This window comes from Bradyrhizobium sp. 1(2017) (assembly GCF_011602485.2).
GTDB lineage: Bacteria > Pseudomonadota > Alphaproteobacteria > Rhizobiales > Xanthobacteraceae > Bradyrhizobium.
The window spans coordinates 525,308-548,730 of the sequence record NZ_CP050022.2 but is presented as its reverse complement, the minus strand read 5'-3'; the positions used below and the strand labels follow the sequence as shown (position 1 = coordinate 548,730).

The following is a 23,423-nucleotide window of genomic DNA, read 5'->3' as shown; positions in this document are numbered from 1 at the left end:
GCGCATTGCTGCCGCTTCATTCCGACCTTTGTCATAGAGCGTTCTTCTCCCTCCCGCCCACCGTGCGTTTACGAAATCGTGCGCCGGCTTGGAGCAGGATCGGACAAACCATGGCTGCTTCAGGCAATACGCCACGCGCCGCAGCGCATAGAACGCGCGCGACCGTACAAATACGGACGACTGATCTGGAGCTCGACGCGATCAGGAGTAGCCACAATGACAGGGAATACCGCTCGCATGCGCGATCCCTCGCAGCAGAGCCTGCCGCCCCCGCCTGATACCCCGCCGGAGGACAGCTCGCATTCCGATAAGCGCACCGCCGGTGCGGAGATGGCGCGGGTGCTCAGGACCGAACCATTTCGCATGGCGCTGGACTCGACCGGTGCCGGCATCGCGCACTGGAGACATGATCCGCTGCACGACGTGGTCGAGCCCATGAACCACCATGTGGTCATGGCCTATAACGGCGTGATGCAGCGCATGGAGCGGCGCTCGGGACGATCGGTTGCGATCGGCACGTTTCGTCCCGGGGTCCTGATCATCATCCCGGAGGGATCGAGCTCCAGGTGGGACATTCCGAAACCCGTCGACGTGGTTCAGCTCTATCTTCCCGATGCGACGCTCAAGCGCGTGGCCGACGAAGCCGGGACCTCGGGCGCGGCCGAACTGCTGGAGCGAACGGCGCATCCCGACCCCGTCACGTCGCGGCTGCTCCTGAGCGCGGCAGACGCGCTGGAGGGCCATAGCACGCTGGATGATTTGTTCCGGCATCAGCTGACGGATCTTCTGGCCACGCGCGTTCTGGCCGCGCATACGGGTTCGCCAACTGCGTTTCACCCGACCATGGGCGGGCTGTCGCCAAAAATCCTGCTCCGCGCGATCGAACGGTTGCGCTCGGACAGCGATGCCGACGTCTCGCTCGATGCGCTGGCGTCCGATGCAGGTTTGTCGCGCTTCCACTTCTGCCGCGCCTTCAAGGAAAGCACCGGCCTGTCCCCGCACGCCTGGCTGCGCCAGCACAGGCTGGAGCAGGCCATGAAGATGCTGCGCGGCAGCGATGACACGGTCGTCACGATCGCGGCCGCGCTCGGCTATTCCTCGCAGACGGCGTTCGCAGCCGCCTTCAGGAAATTGACCGGCGAGACGCCGAGCGACTGGCGCAGACGTCACACACGCTGACGTCGACCGCTCGAGGCGCAGCGAGCTCGCCCGGTTGCGGGGACGCGTCCATGAGCTGGTCCGGCGTGAGCTTTCGCAGACCCAGCCAGACTTCGCCGCATGCGCGGCTGCACCGGCACCGGCACGAGCGGTCGATGCGGATGCTGCACGACACCAGCGATTCAATCATCTCGATCGCAGCCGCGCTCGGCTGCTGCTCACGAGCGACGTTCGCGGCCTTTCAGGACGCCGACCGGCAAGAGCCGAGCGATTGGCGCAGGCGCCGGCGTTAGCAGCAATCGCGCTGCAACCACGGCAATCGCTCTGGCGCAGCGGCAGATCCGATCCGGTAGATCATCACCATGCTCAGTCCAGTCGACGGAGACCGAAGATGACCTGGAAACAAACGACCTGGAAAAATTTCATCAGCCGGCGGGTGATCGCGTCGCGCCGCCGCGGCCTTGCAACCGCAACCCTGTACGGACTCTCGCTGGCCGTTCGCTTTACGTCGGCAACAGGCGAGGAGGTGGAGATTCCGGCGCACGCCATGCACCCGATCTCCCCGCTGGTGTCCGCCATGACCCGGGAGGGCTCCGGCCTTCCCTATCGGGATTGGAGCCCACGAGCTCAGTCGGTCGTCTTTCGCCAAGGCTGGCCGGCGAACGCGCAGCCGTCGCGCTGCATAGCGCCGTAACACCGGCGATTCACTTCCACCTCTTCGTGCCGTCTCCGGACGCTGCCCTGGGCGGGGTAGCGGCGGCTCGCGCACGGACTTTCGAAACGCAGATCAAGGAGAAAAACTCATGCGACTAGTCATCATCGGCGCCGGCTTCGCCGGCATGTACGCCGCCCTTTCCGCAGCCCGCCTGCGCGAGATCCAGGGCGTTTCGCCAGATCAGCTCGAGATCACGCTGGTTGCCCCCGAGCCGACGCTCGTGGTTCGCCCTCGGCTCTATGAGCCGAAGCCCGAGACCCTGACGGCGCCCCTGCGCGACGTGCTCGAGGCCATCGACGTCACCTATGTGCAAGGCAGCGCCGAGACGGTCGACACCAAATCCTGCATGGTGAAGATCGCGACAGTGAACGGCACGAAGAAGATGCTCTCTTACGATCGCCTCGTCGTGACCACCGGCAGCCGGCTGTTCCGCCCGAACATTCCGGGCCTTGCCGAGCACGGCTTCAGCGTCGATTCACTCGATGACGCGATCAAGCTCGACAAGCACCTGCATGGCCTCGCCAACCGGCCGGCCACCAACGGGCGCGACACGGTCGTCGTCGCCGGCGGCGGCTTCACTGGCATCGAGGCGGCCACGGAAATGCCGGCGCGGCTTCGCGACATCCTCGGCGCGAACGCGAAGACGCGCGTCATCATCGTCGACCGCAACAGGGAAATCGCGCCGGACATGGGCGCAGGTCCCCGTCCCATCATCACAGTCGCCCTCGACAAGCTCGGTGTGGAAACGCGCCTCGGTGCCGGTGTCGCCTCGCTCGACAATTCCGGCGTTACCCTGTCTACCGGCGAGCACATCGAGACCGAGACCGTGATCTGGGCGGCGGGCATGCGCGCCGCGCCCCTGACGGCGCAGATTCCCGCCGAGCGCGACAGTTTCGGCCGGTTGCTGGTCGACCGCTGCTTGCAGGTATCCGGCGTTCCGGGCGTCTTCGCGGCCGGCGATGCGGCACGTGCGGCCTGCGACGACGAGGGCAATTACGCGCTGATGTCGTGCCAGCACGCCACGCGGATGGGCGCCTTCGCCGGCAACAATGCCGCGGCCGAGCTGCTCGGCCTTGCCACCAGGCCTTACCACCAGAAGGGCTACGTCACCTGCCTCGACCTTGGCGGCGCCGGCGCGCTGTTCACCCGCGGCTGGGAGCGCGAGGTGACGATGGTGGGCGACGTCGCCAAGAAGACCAAGCAGGAGATCAACACCGTCTGGATCTATCCGCCCAGAGCCGAGCGCGCCGTCGCGCTCGCCTCGGCCGATCCGGAGCGCGTGACCGACGTGACCGGCTTCCTCTAGGCCCAGCACGCGAAACGGGCCGGCCGCGGCGAACTGGATCACCGGGACCGCGGCTGGACCGCACAGTAGGGAGCGCGAACATAGGCATCAGTGATTATAGCCGACGCGGGAGGGTATCGTGGTGCATCTGAACAAGCGGGCGATCGGCGTGTCGCTGTGCCTCGCCGCCGTCGCGGTGGTGGCCGCGGGCTGGACCTATGCCCGGTCCGGCGAGACGTCGACCGACAACGCCTATATTCGCGGCGACGTGACCTCGCTCGCGCCCAAGGTCGCCGGTTACGTCACCGCGGTGGAGATTCAGGACAACCAGGCCGTCCGGGCGGGTGACGTGTTGTTCCGGATCGACGATCGGGACCACCGCGCGCGGCTCGCCCAGGCCGTCGCCAATGTCGAAGCCGCACAGGCGCGCTTGACCAATGTCGATGCGGAGATCCAGCTTCAGCATGCCCTGATCCGGCAGGCCGAAGCTCAAGGGCTTGCCAGCGTGGCCGAGAAGAATCTCGCCCGCAAGGCGTCCGACCGTCGCCGCGAGCTGATCCGCACCAATGCAGTCAGCCAGGCCCAGGTCGACGAAAGCGACGCGGCGCTGTCCAAAGCCGAGGCGGCCGTCTCCGCAGCGGAGGCGACGATCGAAGCCCAGCGGCAGCGCATCGCCGTCCTCGCCAGCCAGCGCGAAGCCGCCGTCGCTGCGGTGGCGCAGGCACAGGCGGCACGCGACCTCGCTCAAATCGATCTCGACAATACCGTCGTCCGCGCGCCGGTCGACGGTGTCATCGGCAACCGTCAGGTCCGCATCGGCCGACTGGTCGCGCCGGGCACCTCCCTGCTGGACATCGTTCCGGTCAGGGATGTGTGGGTCGTCGCGAATTTCAAGGAGACCCAGGTCGAGCATATCCGGCCGGGTCAGCGCGTGCGCATCGTCGTCGACGGTTACAGGCACACGGCGCTCGACGGCGTGGTGGACAGCTTTGCGCCAGGCAGCGGATCCGCCTTCAGCATGCTCCCGTCGGACAATGCGACAGGCAATTTCGTTCGGGTCGTTCAACGCGTGCCCGTGAAGATCCGCTTCATCAACAATGAGCTGCCGGGCCGCCTGGTCCCGGGCCTGTCGGCCCGCGTCGACGTCGATCAGGGGAGCGGGTCATGACAGCGGTCGTCGTCGCCGCGCCGCCCCGCGAAGGATCCGCGGCGGGAGCCCTGTTCGTTGCAGGCATCGTGCTGGCCACGCTGACGGAGGCGATTGCCAGCACGGTTCTGTCGCTCGGGCGCGGCTACATCATCGGCGATGTCCATGTCACGCCCGACGAGTTCGCCTGGCTCGACGTCGGTTACATGGCTTTGAAGCTGATCGGGTTCATGACGGCGCCCTTGCTGGTGCACCGCGTCGATCCCCGCCGCCTGATCATCGGCTCAACCCTGGTGATGGGCATCGCGTGCGGCTTGACGATCGTGACTGTGCGGCTCGAACTGCTAATCGCGCTCCGCATGATCCAGGGCCTCGCTGGCGGCGTCCTGCTCGTCGCGGGCCAGGCGACGATCTTTGACGCCTATCCGCAATCCCGCCAGCCGATCCTTCAGGCCTTGTTTGCGATGGGATCGGTCGTCGCGCCCGCGACGATCGCTCCGGCCCTGCAAGGCTGGCTGATCGACAGCCGGTCCTGGGTGTGGATCTTCTTCAGCGTCGTTCCGCTGGCGCTGGGGGCTGCCGGCCTGCTGCTGATCGCAGACGGCCCGAAGTCCATCATGCACCAGCGCCGCCCGATTGACTGGATCGGCATCGTGCTGATCGTCATCGCGCTCTTCTGCTTCACCTACGTCCTGAACCAGGGCCGTCGATGGGATTGGTTCGAGGAGTCCCGCATCCTCTGGCTCACGGTGATCGGAGCAGCCGCGCTGCTGGCGTTTCTCGGCCGGCAGGTGCTGGCCAGCGGCGGGGGACTGCTCGACTTCTCCTTGTTCGAGAGCGAGGATTTCTGCTTCGCCTTCGTCGTCAGCTTCGTCGCGGGTGCCGCATTGTTCGGCAGCGCGTTCCTGATCCCGTTTTTCGCCGTGTCGGTCCTGGGGTTCAGGCCGACCGACGCCGGTCTGCTCCTGCTGCCGAGCGGCGCATGCTTCGTCGTCACGCTGCTGGTGGCGGCCTTCCTCATGCAGGTCCGCCGCGTTCCTCCCGTCGCCACGGTGCCCTTTGGCATCCTGATGATCGCGGTTGCGATGTGGATGTTGTCGGGCTCGACCAGCGAAAGCGGTGCACATGACATGATGGCCGCCATCCTCCTGCGCGGCCTCGGACTCGGCTTCCTGTTTCTGTCGATCACCCTGATCGCCTTCGGCAACCTGGGCGAACGCAACCGCGCCTTCGGCATCGGCCTCTTCAATACCAGCAGGCAACTCGGCGGCCTCATCGGCGTCGCCGGCCTCGAAACCCTGATCGAGCACCACACGGCCGGCAATTTGACGGTGCTCGGCGCCAACCTCACCGCCGGCGTTCCTGCAGTCGGCGAGCGGCTGACCTCGACGGCCGCAATGCTCAGTGCGAGGGGAATGGACGCGCTGGCCGGCCGCGTTGCCACGAGCCTGCTCGACGGGGTCCTCATCCGCCAGTCGACGGTGATCGCCTTCGACGCCGCGTTCAACGCCGTTGCCTTGCTCTTCGTGTTTGCCGTGCCCGTGCTGGTCACGGTCAAGATCGGGCTGCACCGATACGCTCAGATGCGCGCGACGCAGTCGCGCCGGATCGACGCGCCACGGATCGCCGGCGTCGCGGTCCCCGTCGCGTGCGCAAGCGCATGCAATGGCAGCAATTGCTCTACAGCGACGGCAATCGCTCTGGCGCAGCGGCAAAGCCGATCCGGTAGACCATCACCATGCCCAAACAGTGCATGGAGAGCGATGGGAACGAATGCCGCCGGGACGACGAAGCTGGAGATCAGCTCCAGCCGGACCGATCTCCCGGAAGATCGAGCGCTTGCCTCGGCCGACCCGGCGCACGCCACCAGTCTCTGAAAATTCCGTCGGCAATACCAAGAGAGGAGCATCAAGATGAATCAGGCGATCCGCAACACCCAGGAGAAGACGAAGATGAACTTGCACAAACCCACACATACGAGCAGACCGCGCCCCGAAGAGCTGGTCCCGTCGCGCTATGCGCTGAAGATCGGCGAGATCGACGTGATGGTGATCAGCGACGGCGTGCTGACGCTGCCGGGCGCGATGCTGGCCCACAATGCCGACCCGGCCGTCCGCGCGGCGTGGCTGAAGGACATGTTCCTGCCGCCGGATGCTTTCGATTGGGCGCTGAACGTGGTCGTGGTGCGGAGCGGAGGGCAGACCATCCTCGTCGATGCCGGACTGGGATCCGACCCGGACCTGCATCTGCCGCGGGCCGGGCAGTTGAGCAAGCGACTGGAAGCCGCCGGCATCGATCTCGGCTCGGTGACGGACGTGGTGCTGACCCACATGCACATGGATCACATTGGCGGGCTGCTCGTCGACGAGGTGAAGGAAGGGCTGCGCCCGGACTTGCGGATCCACGTCGCCGCCGCCGAGGTCAAGTTCTGGGAGGACCCCGATTTCTCCCACGTCTCGATGCCGCCGGGATTTCCGGACGCGCTGCGGGCGACCGCCAAGCGGTTCGCCAAAGAGTACCACAACCAGTTGCGCACCTTCGAGGACGAGTATGAGGTGGCGCCGGGCGTGGTGGTCACCCGCACCGGTGGCCACACCCCCGGGCACAGCGTGGTCCGCCTGGCATCGGGCGGCGAGCGGCTGACATTCGCCGGCGATGCCGTGTTCACGGTCGGGTTCGATCATCCCGACTGGCACAACGGCTTCGAGCATGACCCCGAAGAGGCCGCGCGCGTTCGCGTCCGTCTCCTGCGCGAGCTGGCCGCGAGCGAAGAGCTTCTCGTCGCCACGCACATGCCGTTCCCGTCCGTCGGCCGGGTGGCGGTCGACGGCGATCACTTCCGCTGGGTGCCGGTCTTCTGGGACTACTGATTGCGAAAAAGTTTTCGAGCGACGTGGATTCCGGTTCGCGCAAAGAAAACGCGTAAAATGAGCATCGGTTCTGATTCAATCAGAGCCGATGCTCGACAGCCAAAAGCGCGATGACGATCATCCCGATCGCGTCGCGCTTTCTCGCGCTGCAAGAATTCACATCAGGCGTTTTGCCGCACGCACTTCGGCGATCTCGGCGTCGGGATGGCTGACGATGGTGGCGAACATGATGCCGCTGATGATGAGCGACCAGGCGGTGTTCCAATAAATCCAAAACACGTGCCAGCCTCCGTTTCGATTCCATCCGCCCGCGGGATCAGGGTAACGGCAAGACGAGGCTGCCGTTCCCATGCGAATGCAGTGCTACTTCTGTTTGGTCGGCGGCGCGGCGCGATCGGTTTGACCGGTGTGGCGCTTTGCCACGACGTCGGCATCGCGCTCGCCCTCGCGCGGGCGCGGCGGCGGCTTGGGCTGGCCTTTCTGACCGCCGTGCTTGCCGCCCATGTCGGGCTTGCCTTCGAGGTCGTTTTCGCGGGGCATGACGCGTCAATGCGCGAGCACGAGATTGGTTCGTGTGAACGAGGTCATAGGATCGCCGTGGTTTGCAGTGCACGATCGGTCGGTCGGGACATCGAGTTTCGACCGGCGGACGAGGCCCTGATGCGGACGCGACTGATCGCCTGGACCATCCTGACCTGCGGGCTGCTTGCGGTCTCCGTATGGACCGTGCTCGGGCCGCCCAATTATCCGGCCGGCCCGCATCTGCCCTCCCGCAACGTGACGGCGGCGGCGGCGGCGGCGCGGTAGCGCTCCTGGCGACTGATACAATTTCGGCATCGATCAATCCCAACTGGAATTTGGTGCAGCGGTGCGGCTGCCGCTATCCTCGACGGCAAAACAACAACATCGCTCCGGCTCCGGGGAGGAGACCATGTCGAGACCGATCCGACGTATCGCACCGCGCGCGGCGATCGCCACCGCCCTCACCCTTCTCGCCCTCATTCCTGGAGTCCGCGCCGGCATGGCCGAAACTTTCGCTTATGTCGGCAACGCCGACAGCAACGACATCAGCGTGTTCAAGATGGCCGAGAGCGGCGAGATGACACCGGTGCAGACGGCCGCCTTCACCGGCGTCGAAAAGCCCGGCCCCTCGACGCCACTCGCGATCACGCCCGACAAGCGCGTGCTGATCGCCGGCATCCGCTCGCAGCCATATCTCGCGGTGAGTTTTGCGATCGATCCGCGGACCGGCCAGCTCAGCCATATCGGCAACGGACCGCTCGCCGACAGCATGGCCAATATCGCCGTCGATCGCAGCGGCAAGTTCCTGTTCAGCGCCTCCTATGGCGGCAACAAGGTCGCGCTCAATCCGCTGCCTGCAAAGGGCGTCGCCGGCGAGCCGAAGCAAGTGATCCCGACCGGCTTGAACGCGCATGCCTTCCTGCCCTCTCCCGACAACCGCTTCGTATTCGCGACCAATCTCGGCTCCGACCAGGTGCTAAGCTTCGCGTTCGACGCCGCGGCCGGCGCGCTGACGCCGGGCGATCCGGCGGCGATCAAGGTGCCGGAAAAATCAGGGCCGCGGCACTTCGTGTTCAACCCCAACGGCAAGTTCGTCTATCTCGTCCATGAGTTGAACGGCGACGTCGCGGCGTTCGGCTATGAGACCAGGAGCGGCGCCTGGACCGAGATCCAGCGCACCACCGCGCTGCCGGAGGGCTTTACCGGCAAACCCTGGGCCGCCGACATCCACATCACCCCGGACGGACGCTTCCTCTACGCCTCGGAACGCACCTCGAACACGCTCATCGCTTACAAGGTCGATGCGGTCAGCGGCAAGCTGACCACGATCGGCAGCGTGCCGACCGAGAAGCAGCCCCGCGGCCTCAACATCGATCCCTCGGGGCGCTACCTCGCCGCGGTCGGTGAGCTCTCCGACGGCATGACGGTCTATGCGATCGACCAGAGCAGTGGCGCACTCGCCAAGCTGAAATCCTATCCGACCGGCAAGAAGCCGAACTGGGTCGAGTTCCTGAGCCTGCCGTGAGGGACCGGCGGCCGGCCTACGTAATGATCCGCAATTTCGAAAGGCCGGCCTGAAGCCATATCATCGGCCATGGACCGTCAGATCGTTTTCAAATGCCCCCGAACCGGCATGAACGTGCAGCATCGGCTGGGCGACGAGCCGGCCGATCGCACGCATGTTTCCGTGTCCTGTCCGGCCTGTACGGGACTGCATCTGCTCGACCGTTCCACCGGCAAGCCGGCCGGCGATCGCCGCAACTGACCGCCGGCGCGTTGCCTGTCGCCGCCGGGGCGGCCGACCGGTTGATAGCGAACCTGATCTCCAATCCCACGACTAATCAAGGACTTGCCGCAACGGTTCGCGCCGGCGCGGCATCCCGCCATGGCGCAACGCTGCCGTAGTCCGGCCCGTTGCCATCTGCTATCGATTGAAGGGCTTGAACCCCGTGGAATTTTCGATGCGTCATTTGCCCCGTGCCGTTGCCCGAAGCCTGTTTCCCGCAGCCATCGCCGGCGTGTTCGCTCTCGGCCAATATCCGGCCGCAGCCGCCGAGGACGATGCCCCCAAGGGCCCGGCGGTCACCGTGCTGAAGGTCGCGAAATCCTGCTTCTCCGACATTGTCGAGGCGACTGGCTCGATCATCGCGCGCGAGGAAAGCTCAGTGCGGCCCGAGCGGCCCGGCCTGAAGGTGACGGAGGTGCTGGCGGAAGCCGGCCAGACCACCACCGCCGGCCAGGTGCTGGCGCGGCTGGCGCTGCCGGAAGGCGGCACGCTTCAGGTCACGGCGCCCGTGGCGGGCGTGATCGCCACCTCGACCGCACAGATCGGCAATTTCGCCTCGGCCAAGGGCGAGGCCCTGTTCACGATCGTGGCCCGCAGCGAATACGACCTGGTCGGTCTGGTCGCGACCACCGACATGCGCAAGCTCGCGGTCAACCAGCAGGCGACCGTGCGTATCGCCGGCTCCGGCGACATCGACGGCAAGATTCGCCGCATCGGGCCGACCGTCGAGCAGAACATCCAGCAGGGCATGGTCTATATCGGCATCTCCTCGCAGAAGCGCCTGTTGCTCAACGCGAGCGGGCGCGCCCTGATCAAGACCGGGCAGAGCTGCAACGTCGCGGTGCCGCTCACCGCCGTGCAATATTCCTCGGCCGGCACCGTCGTGCAGGTGATCCGTCGCAATCGCGTCGAGACCAAGCGCGTCGAGCTCGGATTGATGTCGGGCGGCAATATCGAGGTCCGCGACGGACTCAACGAGGGCGATGTCGTGGTTGCCCGTGCCGGGGCGCTGCTGCGCGAGGGCGATCCGGTACGCCCGGTGATGGCCGCGGAGGCGGCGAAGTAGGTTTTCACTGCCGTCATTGCGAGGAGCGAAGCAACGAAGCAATCCAGAGTCTTTCCGCGGAAAGACTCTGGATTGCTTCGCGGAGCCTGTCATCGGGCCGCGCTTCGCGCGGACCCGTTGGCTCGCAATGACGATGTGGGTGCGGGCGTGCGCCGGGCACGCCGCGAAAAACTAGCCGCCGGCTTCGCCGAAACGGACGTCCTCGAGCAATGACGAGGAGATGGTGGGCACCTGGTCGCCTTCGCTGGCGCGCGAGATGGCGAGACGGGTCTTGTTGAAGACGCTTTCGGCGCTGCCCTGCGCACTGAGATTGTTGAGGAACTCGCTGACCAGCACGCTGTGCTCGCCCTTGCCGTCGTCGACGACCTTGCCGGGCGAGGCGGAGGACAGGATCAGCGCATTGTCGGGCGCGCTGATCGGCGCGAGGCCGTGGCTGTAGGAGCGGAAGCGGCGCTCGAAGGGATTGCGGCGGGAGGCGTCGACCACGACGAGCTTGGCCTTGGCGCCCTGCTCCTTCATCATGTCGAGCACGCCGTCGATGGAGACGCCCTGGCGGCGGACGTCGCTTTCCTTCCAGATCACGGCATCGACCGGCAGCATGTAGCTCTCGCGGCCGGCCTGCACGCCATAGCCGCCGAAGAACAGCATGACGACGGTGTCGCGCTTGATCCGGGACTTCAGACGGCTGACGGCGCGAACCATGTCGTCCTTGGTCGCGTCTTCCACCATGTCGACGTCAAAGCCGTTCTTGCGCAGGGACGAGGACAGCGCGCGCGCGTCATTGATCGACTGCGTCAGCGGCGCGTTGGCGTCGGGGTAATGTCCATTGCCGATGATGAGCGCCAGGCGCGAGGACTGGCCGATCGAGCCGGTGACCTGGTCGGTCGTGACAGCCTTGGCGGCATCGATCGCGCGCATGTTGAGAGCAGCATGGGCGCCGATCACCAGCGAGACCGTGCCGATGAGGGCCGCGGCAAGGGCGATCGTGCGTCGGGAAATGTCGAGCTGCCTTACATTCATCTCGCTTCATTCCTGTCAGTGCCAAAGACCAGCCAAGCGCGCGCACACTGTTTGAGTAGCGCGATAGCGTCTTTAGGTTTGAGGGATTGGCCGGGGAAGTGCCCCCGAATTGCGCGCAATTTGCGGCGCCGCACCAAACAAACCCTTAACCGGATATAGGTGCCCCGGCAATAGATTGCTCAAAATTTGAGCTAAGTCACTGAAGATATTAGTTAATCCTCCAGATTGATTTCCTAAGTTTTTTGGTTCTCCGGGGCCTTCCGGAACCTCACCATGCAGCCCTCATGCCGCGTTTTTCCGTGACGGCGATCACATTTGTTTTTCCTGCGAATCCGGGTAGCTTTTTCAAGGACTTGCAGGGGGCGGCGCGTGATGTGAGCGCGCCGGCCGGCCCCCGGCCAAGCCCTCCTGCGAAAGACCCCGCCAAAGTCCCCGCGACCAGGTATTCATGAGCTTTCATTATTTTGCCGGCGCCGCCTGCCGGGCGCTGACGGCGCGGAAGGACGGTCCCTCGCTCTACGACGTCTGCGATCCCGTCTTGTCGGGCCCCGCCGGCGGCGATCCGCATCTGGCCAAGTTCTACAAGACCGCGCTCGGCAATCCCGCGTTGCGGGTGCTGTTGCGGCGAGCCGGGCTGCCCGAGCTGCGCGACGAAGCCAGGCTGGCGGCGCTGCGGAAAGCGCTCGCCCGCGCCCGCGACGAGGCCGAGCCCGACTGGGCGGCGGTCGGCCAGCCCGTGGCCGACCTCGTCGACAGCATCGCGCTCGACCATCCGAAGCCACCGCCGGCCATGTTCGTCGGCGCAGCGCCGCAACAATCGCAGATCGACGGCGTGATCCGCGATTGCGCGCAGCATCTGCTCGGCTCCTACCGCAAGAACGGTTTCCTGCCGACCTACGCCGCCTTCAATCTGATTGGCGACCCCGATTTCCGCGGACGCGAGCTGATCATGGCGCTCACGGGGCTGAACGCGCGCGGCTACAAGAACTCGTCGCTGCTGTTCAACCTCGCCCGCGTCTTCATCGCGCGCTCGAAGGCAGCCGCCGTGGTCAATCCGCCCTGGAACGGCATCGCCGAGCCGATGTGGGAGCCGGTGCAGATCCGCCACCGCTCGGCCTATTACGACGCGTTCTTCATCGAGGCGCTGCTGAGCTATGTCGAGACCGGGCTCGCCTCTTCCGCCGACAAGATTGCGGCGGAGCGCGCGATCGCCGGCATGGTGGACTTCTGCGTCAACATCAGCCGCGAGGAGGTCGAGGGCATCGACGGCGCGCGGTTCAATGTCATCACCGCGCTCGCGCCGGCGCCGCATCCCCGCTTCTCGCGCTTCTTCGCCCAGATCAAGCAGGATCTCGGCTTTGGCATCTACGTGCCCGATTGCGACACCACGGCCTGCTCGATCTCCGCGGCGATACAGGCCGGCTGCACCGATCCGATCATCGACCAGCCGCTGCTGGATTTCTACGCCGGCTACCAGGTCCGCGCCGGCGTCAACGAACCGCGCGTGACCGTGCCGCTCAACGACAATATCGACTACGAGGGCGGGGTCGCGACCTGGATCGACAATCTCGCGGGCGAGCGACCCTACGGCAACGATCTCGATCCGACGCTCAATCTCGACATTCTCGAGGTCAGCTTTCGCAATTTGGCGCGCTGGAAAGTCTTGGAGACGCCTGCGCGGCTTGCCACCGTGCATCGCATTCTCGGCTTCCAGAAACGCCTCGCCGCCAGCGGCGCCTTCGCAAATCCGCGCTCGCACATCTACTATCTGCCGGAGCTCTACAGCGCCTATTTCGGGCGCTGCTATGCGACCTTCCTGTCGCTGCCGCTCGCGGCGCAGGCCGCGATCGATCCCGCCGGCGATTTCGATTTCATCCGCCACCGCGTGCTGTCCTACGTCAAGGGCGAGCTGATGGCCGCCGAGATGAACGTGTTCGACGCGGCGCTGGCGCTGATCGCACTCGGCCATCTCGGCGCCGACCCCCGCGCCTTCGCGCCGGCGCTGAACGTGATCGTCGGCGCCATCGGCGAAGGCGGCCGGCGCGGCCCGTTCCGCGCCTATGAGTGGAACAAGATGAAGACGCCGACACGAATCCTGGTCGGCGGTCCCGAGGTGACGTCGGCGTTCGTGCTGATGGGGCTGGCGGTGGCGCGAAGGCGAATGGTGAATGGCGAGTAGCGAATGAGACTCATCGCCCCTATTTGCCACTCGCCCCGGATGACAGGAAGTTGAAAGCCCAATCGTTAGGCATAAGCTGGCCGGGCGACCAAAAGCCGACCACAATTGCGCGATCTATCCAAATCGTCCTGAACACCCGGACCGGCATGTTGCGAAAAGTCCTGATTGCACTGTCTCTCCTCGCCCTGCCCTCGCTGGCTGAGGCCGCCGACATCACCGGCATGGCAAAGGTGCGCGCCGGCGATGCCGTGGTGATCGGGAACACGCGGATCCGGCTCGGCGGAATCGACGCGCCAGCAGTCGACCAGCTCTGCCTCAACACCAAGACCGAGCGCTGGACCTGCGGCGTCGCGGCACGCGACGAACTCGCCAAATTCACCGAGGGCAAGACCTGGGTTTGCCATACGAGGTCGATCGACCGGCGCGGCCGCACCGTGGCGCGCTGCGAGGTCGGCGGCGAGGACATCCAGAAGTGGCTGGTGCGCAGCGGCTGGGCGCTGGCCTATACCCGCATGTCCCATGACTACGCGGCTGACGAGGCCGCCGCACGGGAGGCCAAGGCCGGGATGTGGCAGGGTGCGTTCATCGCGCCATGGGACTGGCGCGTGCGCAACAAGAAAACCCCCATCCTGGGCGCCACCAAGCCGCCGGACGGGGCGCATGCGGTGCTGCTCGCCTCGGCCTCGGGACCGGTCGCGCCGTCGCCGGACTGCACCATCAAGGGCAATGTCAACACGTCAGGCGAATGCATTTACCACCAGCCGACCAGTCGCTGGTACACCCAGATCAAGATGAAGATCAGCAAGGGCACCCGCTGGTTCTGTTCGGTCGAAGAGGCCGAAGCCGCCGGCTGCCGCGAGACGAAGCGATAAAGCGTGGCCCTTTTTTCCGCCAAGACCATGCTCAAACCAAAAACCCACGCCAGACCTGCATTTTGCGTGCTTTTCTCCAGTCCTGGCGGCGCGTAAAAGTGTGATTCAGCGATCCACCAGCCTGTCCACCAGCAACAAGGACCAACAGCAATGACCGTTCGCGCGGGCCGGGAATTTCTGGCCATCCCCGGGCCCACCACGATGCCCGACGAGGTGCTGCGGGCGATGCACCGTCCGGCGATCGACATCTACTCCAAGCAGATGACCGATCTGACCGAGGGCCTGCTCAGCGACATCTCGAAGCTGTTTGCGACCAAGGGCAAGTCATACATCTACATCGCCAACGGTCATGGCGCCTGGGAAGCCGCGCTGAGCAACGTGCTGTCGCGCGGCGACAAGGTGCTGGTGCTGGAGAGCGGCCGCTTCGCACTCGGTTGGGGCCAGGCCGCGGCGCTGATGGGCGCCGAGGTCGAGGTGCTGAAGGGCGACTGGCGCCGCGCGGTGCGACCGCAGGAGGTCGAGGAGCGCCTGCGCCGCGACAAGGAGCACGCGATCAAGGCCGTCGTGGTGGTCCAGGTCGACACCGCCTCCGGCGTGCAGAACGACATCGAGGCGATCGGCAAGGCGATCAAGGCGAGCGGGCATCCTGCGCTGTACATGGTCGACACCGTCGCCTCGCTCGGCTGCATGCCGTTCGAGATGGACAAATGGGGCATCGACGTTGCGATGTCCGGCTCGCAGAAGGGCCTGATGACGCCGCCCGGCCTCAGCTTCGTGTCCGCCAACGCGCGTGCGCTCGAGGTACACAAGTCCGCCAACATGGCGACGCCCTATTGGAGCTGGAGCGAGCGCGAGGGCACCGAGCACTACCGCAAATATGCCGGCACCGCGCCGGTGCATCTGTTGTTCGCGCTGCGCCAGGCCATCGATCTCCTGCACGAGGAAGGGCTGGAGAACGCCTTCCGCCGCCACAGCCTGCTCGGCGAGGCCGCGCGCCGTGCAGTCGGCGCCTGGTCGGAGGGCCAGGTGCTCGGCTTCAACGTCGCCGAAGCCAGCGAGCGCTCCAACACCGTGACCACGGTGACCATGAGCAACGGCCACGACCCGGCCGTGCTGCAACGCTATTGCAAGGAGAAATGCGGCGTCGTGCTCGGCACCGGCATCGGCGACCTCTCGGGCCAAGCCTTCCGCATCGCCCATATGGGTCATGTGAATGCGCCGATGCTGCTCGGCACGCTGGGCGTGATCGAGATCGGGCTCAACGCGCTGAAGATCCCGCACGGCAAGGGCGGCCTGGAAGCGGCCGTCGCCTATCTCGGCGAAGAGGTGGCGGTGTAAGGCGGAGCTGTCGTCCCTGCGAACGCCTCGCTCCGATGTCCAGCGGATGGATGGGTAACACAATAGACCGGATGGATAGGTGACAGTCGTTCATGATTTGATCAGCTGCGGCGCTGCGCTAGCGCAGCGCCGCAGCTTGCGTGTTTGCTGGTCGATGATGCCGATCGGCACGTCGAAGAAGCGCACTTGCCAGGCTCCGTCCTCGGTTTCCTCGACAGCGACTGCTTCACCGCCGAGAGCGCTGCAGATGTGGATGAGGTCGCCACGCCATTTGATCTCGCCGTTGGAGCGAACCTGGCGAACCGCGGCTTCGGATGGATAATCAGGCTTGGGAAGCCGCCTTGGCATCTCACGGGGCGAAGGCTGATAGCAGCTGGCAGGCGGGCGCTGGCCAAGCGCTTCGTGCGGCCGCTCTTCATTGTAGTCGCGTGCAAATGCCGAGAACCGACGAGCCTGCGCCGCCCGGGTTGGCGGCGGTGGCCGCATGGCTTCCAGAAGCGTGAGGTGAAAGCGCTCGTGCCGGCCGTTCTGCTGCGGGTGGCCAGGATCAATCCGTTCATGACGGATACCAAGCTTGATCCACCATACCGACAGCGCCGTCAGGCCGGTGGTTCCGGTCGAGGCGAATGGCGAGCCGTTGTCGGAGCGGATGATCTGCGGCAAGCCGTACTCGCGAAACGCCCGCTCCAGCAGTGGTTGGCATTCGCCATATTGCGTGCTGCCCGTCGCCGCCAAACTAATCAAATAGCGGCTGAAGCCGTCGGTCACTGTGAAGGGTTCAACCCGAGAGCCGTCGCCCAGTCGAATCCAGCCCTTGTGATCGAGAGCCCATACATGGTTGGCATGCCGAGGTACCGTCAGCTGCCCCATGCGCGGCGGCGCTCGTCGCCGCACCCGGCGACTGCTGACCAATCCCGCCCGTTTAAGAATCTCGCCTGCCGTCGAGGCCGACGGCCAATCGACGTCCCCTTGCCGAGCCTCGAGCCTGCTCACGATCTTGCGCGGTCCCCAGCTCGGCCGCTCAAGCCGCAGCCCCACGATCGCATCCACGATGTGCCGTGGTGTCGCGCGCCCATGCACCCGCGCGGCGTGGGAGCGTTCCGCAAGCCCCCCAGGCCCCTCCAGCCGGTAGCGTTCCAACCATTTGTAACCGGTCTTGCGACTGATCTCGTAGCGGTCGCAAAGCTCCGTCATCGTCCACAATCCGCTTCGCTGATCCGCGATGAACTTAATCCGTTGGTCCATTGCGCAGCTCTCTCGCCAAGGCATCGGCTGTTCCTCCCAGCCGACAGAGAACTGTCACCTATCCATCCGGTCTATTGTGTTACCTATCTATCCGGTCTGGACACGAGCCACCCTCTCCCACAGGGGGAGAGGGAAAGATCAGCGCTCGACGCGATACGCCTCGACTTGCATCTTCAGTTCATCCAGCGCCGCGGTCGGCTTGCTGGGATCGACCCTGTATTCCCCGCTCGCCAGCCACGCCAACACCTTCGCGTCCACCACCGGCGAATGGTGGATGACGTCGCTGTAATTGTCGAGGTCGTGCGTCACCGCCTTGATCGCGCGGAAGTCGTGCAGGCGCACATTGGGAAGCTGCGATAGCCGCTCCGCAATGCGCGCGGTGAGATCGGTGACGGTCTTCAGCGTCGCGGGCGATGCATCGCGCATCGCGACGAACTGCAGGATCGAATAGGGCGGGAAGTAGATGTCGAAGGTCACGTCCGGATAGCGCGCGATCAGCCCGACGGCATCGCGCTCGAAATGCCTGACCATGACGTCATAGCCGTAGTCCTCGCCGAGGAAGCGGCTGCGCGTGGGCGCGGTGATGTAAGTGAACGCGGCCAGCGTCCGCCTGGCGTTGTAGCCGCTCGCGACGTCGAAATCCCTGGGCAGCGCGTAGATGTCGTCGACATCAGGAAGCGCGAACTTGAGGGGCAGATAGGGCGCCGCCCGGGTCAGCGGCTCTTGCAGCGGCGGGACCGATCGCAGCAATGCAAACAGCGATTCCTTCGCCATCGCCGCGCTGAACAGATAGGACGCGATGCCCTTGGCGGTCCTGCGGTAGAGATCGACGGACAGATAGGGATCGGCCTCGATGCCCGCGGCATCGATGAAGATGAAATCGTCCATCGCCCAGATCACCCGCTTCGCGCCGCGCGCGATGGCCTGCTCCAGCACGAAGGACTGCTGGCGCGAATTGGAGCCGGTCATCGCCAGCTTGAGCGAATGCACCCCGAGCGCGCGGTCGATGTCGCTCTGGCGGAAATGGATAGCGAGCGAGGTGCCCATGAAGGCGGTGTCGAACGTCTGGCTGCGGATCAGCCCGGCATTCTGCACGCGTGTGTCGTCGGAATAGAAGGCCGCAACGAGGCGCGACGCGCGAAACAGTTGCAGGGGATCGACGACATAGGTGAGCGAAGCGGCGCCCAGCACGCATGCGAGGCTCGCGAGGAGAAGGCGCCTCAGGCTGGTGGGAATGCCCTGCATCAGAACCGGAAATAGATGAATTCGCTATGGCTCTGGATCCCCAGAATGCCGAACGCAAGCACCAGCGATGCGCCATAGAGAAACAGCGGCCGCATGCGCCCTGCCCGCAAGTTCTCGCCGACCCTGCGGCCGGCGTGATCGTATCCCATGATGGCTTGTGTGTTCGGTGCCAGCCACACCAACGCGGCGTAGATCAAGACCAGCACCAGCGCCGCAATCTCCTCGCGGCCGAACACGATGATCGAGGGATCAGCCATGGCGTGGAGCACCCGCAGCGCCCACGCAACGCTGTCGGCACGGAAGAACACCCAGGCGATGACGACGGCGAGGAAGGTCAGCACACAGCCCAACACGCGTGCGGGGCGCGAAAACATCGGCGGCATGGCCGGCACCAGTGCGTTGAAGGCGTGATTGACGCAGAGATAGACGCCGTGCAGCGCGCCCCAAACCACGAACGTCCAGGCCGCGCCGTGCCAGAGTCCGCCGAGCAGCATCGTGACCAAGAGATTGACGTAGCGCAGCACGCGGCCGCGCCTGTTGCCGCCGAGCGGGATGTAGAGATAGTCGCGCAGGAACTGCGACAGCGTCATGTGCCAGCGGCGCCAGAACTCGACGATGCTGGTGGCCTTGTAGGGCGAGTTGAAGTTGACGGGCAGGAAGATGCCGAACATCAGCGATATGCCGATCGCCATGTCGGAATAGCCGGAGAAGTCGAAATAGAGCTGGAACGTGTAGGCGAGCGCACCCAGCCAGGCCTGGTCGAAGCTCGGCGAGCGCGCTTCGAAGGCGAGCGCGACCAGCGGCTGGATGCCGTCGGCAATGCAGGTCTTCTTGAACAGGCCGATCGCGAAGATGATGGTTCCGCACAGGATCAGATGCGGGTCCGGATGCTTGGCCTTCTCCCGCTCGAATTGCGGGATCATGTCCTTGTGATGCAGGATGGGCCCGGCGATCAGATGGGGAAAGTAAGTCACAAACAGCGCGTAATGCGGCAGCGCATAGGCAGCGACCTGCCCGCGATGCGCGTCGACCAGAAACGCGATCTGGGTGAAGGTATAGAACGAGATGCCGACCGGCAGCAGGATGTGAACTGCATGATGCGTGCCGGCCAGCGCGTTGATGTTCTCGGTGACGAAGCCGGCATATTTGAAGATGCCGAGCACGACGAGATCGCCGATGACGCCGAAAGCGAGCGCCGCCTTTCGCTGCAGCGGCTTGAGCTCCGCCACGATGAGGAGATGGCCGATCCCGAAGTTGAACGCGATCGAGATCAGCAGCAGGGGCAGGAATTGCCAATTGCCAATGGCGTAGAAGGCGAGCGAGGCCAGCGCCAGCCAGATCACCGGCGTCAGATTGCTGCGTCGCCCCAGCCAGAAATAGCCCGCCAGCACGATCGGCAGGAACAGCAGGATGAACGGGTAGGAATTGAACAGCATCAGGCTGGACCGGCGGCGGGGATAGGAGCCTAAAGCACACAAGCGGCGAGGCAACAACCCGGTGAGGTGGCGCAGCGGCGCTGGCAATTCGCGGAATCGCGACGATATAAGGCGGTGTATCTTCTCCCTCGCCCCGCTTGCGGGGAGAGGCGAAGGAACACCGCCGCACCTGAACGAGGACCGAGTGACACAAGCCAAAACGCCTTCCCAGCCCCCCGTCGCCCCGCGCCGGCCGCATTCCTTCACGCGGCACGGCATCGCCGTGACCGACGATTATGCCTGGCTGAAGGACGAGAAATGGCAGGAGGTCCTGCGCGATCCCGCGGTGCTCGATCCTGATATCCGTAAATATCTGGATGAGGAGAACGTCTACACCGACAGCCTGCTCGGCCACACCGCCGGCCTGCAGAAGACGCTGGTGCGGGAGATGCGCGGGCGGATCAAGGAGGACGATTCCAGCGTGCCGTCGCCGGACGGTCCCTTCGCCTATTTCCGCAGGTTTCGCGAAGGCGGGCAGCACGAGTTGTTCGGCCGCATGCCGCGCGACGGCGGCGAGGGCCAGATCGTGCTCGACGGCGACGCGCTCGCCAAGGACCACAAATATTTCAAGTTCGGCGGCAGCCGGCATTCGTACGATCACAAGCTACAGGCGTGGAGCGCCGACACCAAGGGCTCCGAGTATTTCTCCATCCGCGTGCGCGACTGGGCGAGCGGCAAGGACCTCGACGATCTCGTCGAGGAGACCGACGGCGGCATTGTCTGGAGTGCCGACTGCAAGAGCTTCTTCTATGTGAAGCTCGACGACAATCACCGGCCCATGCAGGTGTGGCGGCACAGGCTCGGCACTGGGCAGGCCGACGACACGCTGGTTTATGAGGAGCAGGATTCCGGCTGGTTCACCCATCTGCACGAGAGCACCAGCGGCCGCTTCTGCGTGATCGCCGGCGGCGATCATGAGACGTCCGAGCAACGATTGATCGATCTCGCAAATCCTGAGGCGCCGCCGCGCCTGGTCGCTGCGCGCGAGGAAGGCGTGCAATATTCGCTGGCCGACCGCGGCGACGAGCTGTTCATCCTCACCAATGCCGATGACGCCATCGACTTCAAGATCGTCACCGCGCCGCTGAGCCAGCCCGAGCGCAGCAACTGGCGCGACCTGATCCCGTATCGTCCAGGCATCTACATCATCGATCTCGATCTCTATGCCGGCCATCTGGTGCGGCTGGAGCGCGCCAATGCGCTGCCGTCGATCGTGATCCGCGATCTCACCTCCAGGGAGGAGCACGCGATCGCCTTCGACGAGGCCGCCTATTCGCTGGATACGATGGGCTCCTACGAGTTCGAGACGACGAATCTGCGCTTTGCCTATTCGTCGATGACGACGCCGTCGGAAGTCTACGATTACGACATGGTCAAGCGCACGCGCGTCCTGCGCAAGCGCCAGGAAATCCCGTCCGGCCACGATGCGGCCGACTACGTCACCACGCGCATCATGGCGAAGGCGGATGACGGCGCCGAGGTGCCGGTGTCGATCCTTCATCGCCGCGGACTGAAGCTCGACGGCACCGCGCCACTACTGCTCTACGGCTACGGCTCCTATGGCATGGCGATGCCGGCCTCGTTCAGCGCCAACCGCCTGTCGCTGGTCGATCGCGGCTTCGTCTATGCCATCGCCCATATCCGTGGCGGCGCCGACAAGGGTTGGGGCTGGTATCTCGACGGCAAGCGCGAGAAGAAGACGAATTCGTTCGACGATTTCTCAGCCAGCGCCCGTGCGTTGATCGACACGAAATACACCAGCGCAAAGCGCATCGTCGGCCATGGCGGCTCGGCCGGCGGCATGCTGATGGGCGCGGTGGCCAACCGCGCCGGCGAATTGTTCGCCGGCATCGTCGCCGAGGTGCCGTTCGTCGACGTGCTCAACACCATGCTCGATGACACGCTGCCGCTGACGCCGCCGGAATGGCCGGAATGGGGAAACCCGATCGAAAGCGAGAAGGATTTCCGCACCATCCTGTCCTATTCGCCTTACGACAATGTCGCGGCAAAGGACTATCCGGCGATCCTCGCGATGGGCGGCCTGACTGATCCGCGGGTCACCTACTGGGAGCCCGCCAAATGGATCGCGCGCCTGCGCGCCACCATGCGCGGCGGCGGCCCGGTGCTCCTGCGCACCAACATGGGCGCCGGCCATGGCGGCGCCTCGGGGCGGTTCGACCGGCTCGATGAAGTCGCGATCGTCTACGCGTTCGCGCTGTGGGCGGCGGGGATGGCGGAGGTCGGGGTGTAACCCACACCCACAGCCCTTGTAGGGTGGGCAAAGGCGCGTAGCGCCGTGCCCACCATCTTTTCCGATTTTTACGAGTGCGTGGGCACGCTTCGCTTTGCCCACCCTACGGCAGCTACCTTACACCGCCCCGTGCGCTTCGACATACAGCGCATACACCGAGTGGCTGCTGGCCATGTAGAGGCGGTTGTTCTTGGGACCGCCGAAGCAGAGATTGGCGCAGCGCTCCGGCAGCCTGATGAAGGCGAGCGGCTTGCCGTCCGCATTGAACACCATCACGCCGTCGAGGTCTTCCGGCCTGGCCTTGAGCTGAAACACCTTGCGGCCGCCGATATCGGTGGGCTCGGATTGCAGCGCGCCGTTGGAGCCCCAGCCGCACCAGAGATTGCCGTCGCGGTCGACGCGGAAACCGTCGAGCGACCCCTGATCGGCGGCGTCGATCAGCTTGGTCTTGCCGCTCAAGGCACCGTCGTCGCCGACATTGTAGCTCCAGATGCTGCGATTGGGCGTGCCCTTCCACTCGACGATGTAGAGCTTCTTCTCGTCCGGCGAGAAGGCAAGGCCGTTCGGGTTGACGAGATCGGTGAGGACGGCGCTGATCTTGCCGTCCTTGGCGATGCGGTAGACGTTGGTGGTGGCCTGCTCGGCCTTCTCCTTCTTGCCTTCCCATTCGCCGTTGATGCCGAACAAGGGATCGGTGAACCAGATGCTGTCATCCGACTTCACCACGATGTCGTTCGGCGCGTTCAGCCGCTTGCCCTCGAACTTGTCGGCAAGCACGGTGATCTTGCCGTCCTTCTCGGTGCGGGTGATGCGGCGGGTAACGGAGTGCTCGCAGGTAACGAGGCGGCCCTGTCGGTCGCGCGCATTGCCATTGGCATAATTGGCATGGGTGCGGAACACGCTGGTCTGTCCGGTCTTCTCGTCGAACTTCATGATCCGGTTGTTGGGAATGTCGGAGAACAGCAGGTAGCCGCCTTCCGGGAAATAGGCCGGGCCTTCAGCCCAGCGCATTCCGGTTGCAACCTGTTCGACCGTCGAGGAATAGAGCCGATACTTTGTGAAGCTGGGATCGAGGATCTGGACCGCGGGATCGGGATAACGCTGGTTCGGTGTAAACGGGAACGACTGGGCGCCGGCGGCACGGGCGAGAAGCGCCGAGGCCGCAACAGCGCCAGCGCCGGCCACGAGGTCGCGTCGCGTAAGATTCATTGGAGTCCTCCCTGCTTGCCAAAAGGCCGGCGCGTGATAC

At 65.1% G+C, this 23,423-nt stretch carries 22 protein-coding genes; 15 read left to right on the top strand and 7 right to left on the bottom strand.

The features are described from left to right. The first annotated feature begins 216 nt into the window (after nucleotides 1-216). The 7 genes from HAP40_RS02575 (at nucleotide 217) to HAP40_RS02545 (ending at nucleotide 7,175) form a co-directional block, all read left to right on the top strand. Nucleotides 217-1,179, top strand: coding sequence for a helix-turn-helix transcriptional regulator (locus HAP40_RS02575; RefSeq protein WP_414645366.1), 963 nt, complete (start codon nucleotides 217-219; stop codon nucleotides 1,177-1,179). 50 nt (nucleotides 1,180-1,229) lie between these two features. After that, entirely contained in the window at nucleotides 1,230-1,451 is a 222-nt protein-coding gene (locus HAP40_RS02570; RefSeq protein WP_166811065.1) for a helix-turn-helix domain-containing protein, read from the top strand. Between the two features lie 98 nt (nucleotides 1,452-1,549). Beyond that, complete coding sequence (locus tag HAP40_RS02565) at nucleotides 1,550-1,852, top strand: hypothetical protein (protein WP_166811067.1); 303 nt, start codon at nucleotides 1,550-1,552, stop codon at nucleotides 1,850-1,852. Between the two features lie 109 nt (nucleotides 1,853-1,961). Next, complete coding sequence (locus HAP40_RS02560; RefSeq protein WP_166811069.1) at nucleotides 1,962-3,179, top strand: NAD(P)/FAD-dependent oxidoreductase; 1,218 nt, start codon at nucleotides 1,962-1,964, stop codon at nucleotides 3,177-3,179. 118 nt (nucleotides 3,180-3,297) lie between these two features. After that, entirely contained in the window at nucleotides 3,298-4,326 is a 1,029-nt protein-coding gene (locus tag HAP40_RS02555) for an HlyD family secretion protein (protein ID WP_166811070.1), read from the top strand. Next, nucleotides 4,323-6,182 carry a DHA2 family efflux MFS transporter permease subunit gene (locus tag HAP40_RS02550; protein ID WP_166811072.1) on the top strand — a complete coding sequence of 620 codons (1,860 nt, stop codon included), beginning with the start codon at nucleotides 4,323-4,325 and terminating at the stop codon, nucleotides 6,180-6,182. Before HAP40_RS02555 ends, HAP40_RS02550 begins: the two co-directional genes overlap by 4 nt. 36 nt (nucleotides 6,183-6,218) lie before the next feature. Continuing rightward, on the top strand, nucleotides 6,219-7,175 hold the full coding sequence (locus tag HAP40_RS02545) for an MBL fold metallo-hydrolase (protein WP_166811074.1): 957 nt from the start codon (nucleotides 6,219-6,221) through the stop codon (nucleotides 7,173-7,175). Nucleotides 7,176-7,331: 156 nt separating this feature from the next. Here the strand turns inward: HAP40_RS02545 and HAP40_RS02540 are convergent, their stop codons facing one another. Beyond that, on the bottom strand, nucleotides 7,332-7,454 hold the full coding sequence (locus tag HAP40_RS02540; protein WP_008565198.1) for a hypothetical protein: 123 nt from the start codon (nucleotides 7,452-7,454) through the stop codon (nucleotides 7,332-7,334). A gap of 84 nt (nucleotides 7,455-7,538) precedes the next feature. Then, on the bottom strand, nucleotides 7,539-7,715 hold the full coding sequence (locus HAP40_RS02535) for a hypothetical protein (protein WP_166810868.1): 177 nt from the start codon (nucleotides 7,713-7,715) through the stop codon (nucleotides 7,539-7,541). A 120-nt stretch (nucleotides 7,716-7,835) separates the two neighbouring features. On the opposite strand from HAP40_RS02535, the gene HAP40_RS02530 reads away from it, so the two are divergent. From HAP40_RS02530 to HAP40_RS02515, 4 genes are all read left to right on the top strand, one after another. After that, nucleotides 7,836-7,982 carry a hypothetical protein gene (locus tag HAP40_RS02530; protein ID WP_208024833.1) on the top strand — a complete coding sequence of 49 codons (147 nt, stop codon included), beginning with the start codon at nucleotides 7,836-7,838 and terminating at the stop codon, nucleotides 7,980-7,982. A 124-nt stretch (nucleotides 7,983-8,106) separates the two neighbouring features. Continuing rightward, a complete protein-coding gene (locus HAP40_RS02525) occupies nucleotides 8,107-9,222 on the top strand; it encodes a lactonase family protein (RefSeq protein WP_166811076.1) in 1,116 nt (371 codons plus the stop codon). Between the two features lie 108 nt (nucleotides 9,223-9,330). Then, nucleotides 9,331-9,462 carry a hypothetical protein gene (locus tag HAP40_RS02520; RefSeq protein WP_256380449.1) on the top strand — a complete coding sequence of 44 codons (132 nt, stop codon included), beginning with the start codon at nucleotides 9,331-9,333 and terminating at the stop codon, nucleotides 9,460-9,462. A 196-nt stretch (nucleotides 9,463-9,658) separates the two neighbouring features. Continuing rightward, nucleotides 9,659-10,549: an efflux RND transporter periplasmic adaptor subunit gene (locus tag HAP40_RS02515; protein WP_166811078.1), complete on the top strand. Its 891-nt coding sequence runs from the start codon at nucleotides 9,659-9,661 to the stop codon at nucleotides 10,547-10,549. A 171-nt stretch (nucleotides 10,550-10,720) separates the two neighbouring features. Here HAP40_RS02515 and HAP40_RS02510 read toward each other — a convergent pair whose 3' ends face one another. Further along, nucleotides 10,721-11,569, bottom strand: coding sequence for a caspase family protein (locus HAP40_RS02510; protein WP_166811079.1), 849 nt, complete (start codon nucleotides 11,567-11,569; stop codon nucleotides 10,721-10,723). A 448-nt stretch (nucleotides 11,570-12,017) separates the two neighbouring features. Between HAP40_RS02510 and HAP40_RS02505 the strand changes: the two genes are divergently transcribed. The 3 genes from HAP40_RS02505 to HAP40_RS02495 all read left to right on the top strand — a co-directional run bounded on the left by HAP40_RS02505 (nucleotide 12,018) and on the right by HAP40_RS02495 (nucleotide 15,958). After that, complete coding sequence (locus HAP40_RS02505) at nucleotides 12,018-13,748, top strand: hypothetical protein (protein ID WP_166811081.1); 1,731 nt, start codon at nucleotides 12,018-12,020, stop codon at nucleotides 13,746-13,748. Between the two features lie 146 nt (nucleotides 13,749-13,894). After that, nucleotides 13,895-14,620: a thermonuclease family protein gene (locus HAP40_RS02500; RefSeq protein WP_166811082.1), complete on the top strand. Its 726-nt coding sequence runs from the start codon at nucleotides 13,895-13,897 to the stop codon at nucleotides 14,618-14,620. A 150-nt stretch (nucleotides 14,621-14,770) separates the two neighbouring features. Continuing rightward, a complete protein-coding gene (locus HAP40_RS02495; RefSeq protein WP_166811084.1) occupies nucleotides 14,771-15,958 on the top strand; it encodes a pyridoxal-phosphate-dependent aminotransferase family protein in 1,188 nt (395 codons plus the stop codon). A 90-nt stretch (nucleotides 15,959-16,048) separates the two neighbouring features. On the opposite strand, the gene HAP40_RS02490 is transcribed toward HAP40_RS02495, so the two are convergent. From HAP40_RS02490 to HAP40_RS02480, 3 genes are all read right to left on the bottom strand, one after another. Beyond that, complete coding sequence (locus HAP40_RS02490) at nucleotides 16,049-17,203, bottom strand: integrase core domain-containing protein (protein WP_166811086.1); 1,155 nt, start codon at nucleotides 17,201-17,203, stop codon at nucleotides 16,049-16,051. Nucleotides 17,204-17,341: 138 nt separating this feature from the next. Then, entirely contained in the window at nucleotides 17,342-18,448 is a 1,107-nt protein-coding gene (locus HAP40_RS02485) for a hypothetical protein (protein ID WP_166811088.1), read from the bottom strand. After that, nucleotides 18,448-19,884 (bottom strand): MBOAT family O-acyltransferase, encoded by a 1,437-nt coding sequence (locus HAP40_RS02480; RefSeq protein ID WP_166811090.1) that lies wholly within the window; start codon nucleotides 19,882-19,884, stop codon nucleotides 18,448-18,450. Before HAP40_RS02480 ends, HAP40_RS02485 begins: the two co-directional genes overlap by 1 nt. Nucleotides 19,885-20,068: 184 nt before the next feature. On the opposite strand from HAP40_RS02480, the gene HAP40_RS02475 reads away from it, so the two are divergent. Beyond that, on the top strand, nucleotides 20,069-22,174 hold the full coding sequence (locus HAP40_RS02475) for a S9 family peptidase (RefSeq protein WP_166811092.1): 2,106 nt from the start codon (nucleotides 20,069-20,071) through the stop codon (nucleotides 22,172-22,174). Between the two features lie 117 nt (nucleotides 22,175-22,291). Here the strand turns inward: HAP40_RS02475 and HAP40_RS02470 are convergent, their stop codons facing one another. Further along, the gene (locus HAP40_RS02470; RefSeq protein WP_166811094.1) at nucleotides 22,292-23,383 is read right to left on the bottom strand and encodes an SMP-30/gluconolactonase/LRE family protein; all 1,092 of its coding nucleotides are present in this window, start codon (nucleotides 23,381-23,383) and stop codon (nucleotides 22,292-22,294) included. Nucleotides 23,384-23,423 lie beyond the last annotated feature (40 nt).

Excerpts from the sequence above, each read along its gene's own strand:
- HAP40_RS02575 (WP_414645366.1), top strand. The coding sequence starts at position 217 with ATGACAGGGAATACCGCTCGCATGCGCGATCCCTCGCAGCAGAGCCTG.
- HAP40_RS02570 (WP_166811065.1), top strand. The coding sequence starts at position 1,230 with ATGAGCTGGTCCGGCGTGAGCTTTCGCAGACCCAGCCAGACTTCGCCG.
- HAP40_RS02565 (WP_166811067.1), top strand. The coding sequence starts at position 1,550 with ATGACCTGGAAACAAACGACCTGGAAAAATTTCATCAGCCGGCGGGTG.
- HAP40_RS02560 (WP_166811069.1), top strand. The coding sequence starts at position 1,962 with ATGCGACTAGTCATCATCGGCGCCGGCTTCGCCGGCATGTACGCCGCC.
- HAP40_RS02550 (WP_166811072.1), top strand. The coding sequence starts at position 4,323 with ATGACAGCGGTCGTCGTCGCCGCGCCGCCCCGCGAAGGATCCGCGGCG.
- HAP40_RS02545 (WP_166811074.1), top strand. The coding sequence starts at position 6,219 with ATGAATCAGGCGATCCGCAACACCCAGGAGAAGACGAAGATGAACTTG.
- HAP40_RS02535 (WP_166810868.1), bottom strand. The coding sequence starts at position 7,715 with ATGCCCCGCGAAAACGACCTCGAAGGCAAGCCCGACATGGGCGGCAAG.
- HAP40_RS02530 (WP_208024833.1), top strand. The coding sequence starts at position 7,836 with ATGCGGACGCGACTGATCGCCTGGACCATCCTGACCTGCGGGCTGCTT.
- HAP40_RS02525 (WP_166811076.1), top strand. The coding sequence starts at position 8,107 with ATGTCGAGACCGATCCGACGTATCGCACCGCGCGCGGCGATCGCCACC.
- HAP40_RS02520 (WP_256380449.1), top strand. The coding sequence starts at position 9,331 with ATGAACGTGCAGCATCGGCTGGGCGACGAGCCGGCCGATCGCACGCAT.
- HAP40_RS02515 (WP_166811078.1), top strand. The coding sequence starts at position 9,659 with ATGCGTCATTTGCCCCGTGCCGTTGCCCGAAGCCTGTTTCCCGCAGCC.
- HAP40_RS02510 (WP_166811079.1), bottom strand. The coding sequence starts at position 11,569 with ATGAATGTAAGGCAGCTCGACATTTCCCGACGCACGATCGCCCTTGCC.
- HAP40_RS02505 (WP_166811081.1), top strand. The coding sequence starts at position 12,018 with ATGAGCTTTCATTATTTTGCCGGCGCCGCCTGCCGGGCGCTGACGGCG.
- HAP40_RS02500 (WP_166811082.1), top strand. The coding sequence starts at position 13,895 with ATGTTGCGAAAAGTCCTGATTGCACTGTCTCTCCTCGCCCTGCCCTCG.
- HAP40_RS02495 (WP_166811084.1), top strand. The coding sequence starts at position 14,771 with ATGACCGTTCGCGCGGGCCGGGAATTTCTGGCCATCCCCGGGCCCACC.
- HAP40_RS02490 (WP_166811086.1), bottom strand. The coding sequence starts at position 17,203 with ATGGACCAACGGATTAAGTTCATCGCGGATCAGCGAAGCGGATTGTGG.
- HAP40_RS02485 (WP_166811088.1), bottom strand. The coding sequence starts at position 18,448 with ATGCAGGGCATTCCCACCAGCCTGAGGCGCCTTCTCCTCGCGAGCCTC.
- HAP40_RS02480 (WP_166811090.1), bottom strand. The coding sequence starts at position 19,884 with ATGCTGTTCAATTCCTACCCGTTCATCCTGCTGTTCCTGCCGATCGTG.
- HAP40_RS02470 (WP_166811094.1), bottom strand. The coding sequence starts at position 23,383 with ATGAATCTTACGCGACGCGACCTCGTGGCCGGCGCTGGCGCTGTTGCG.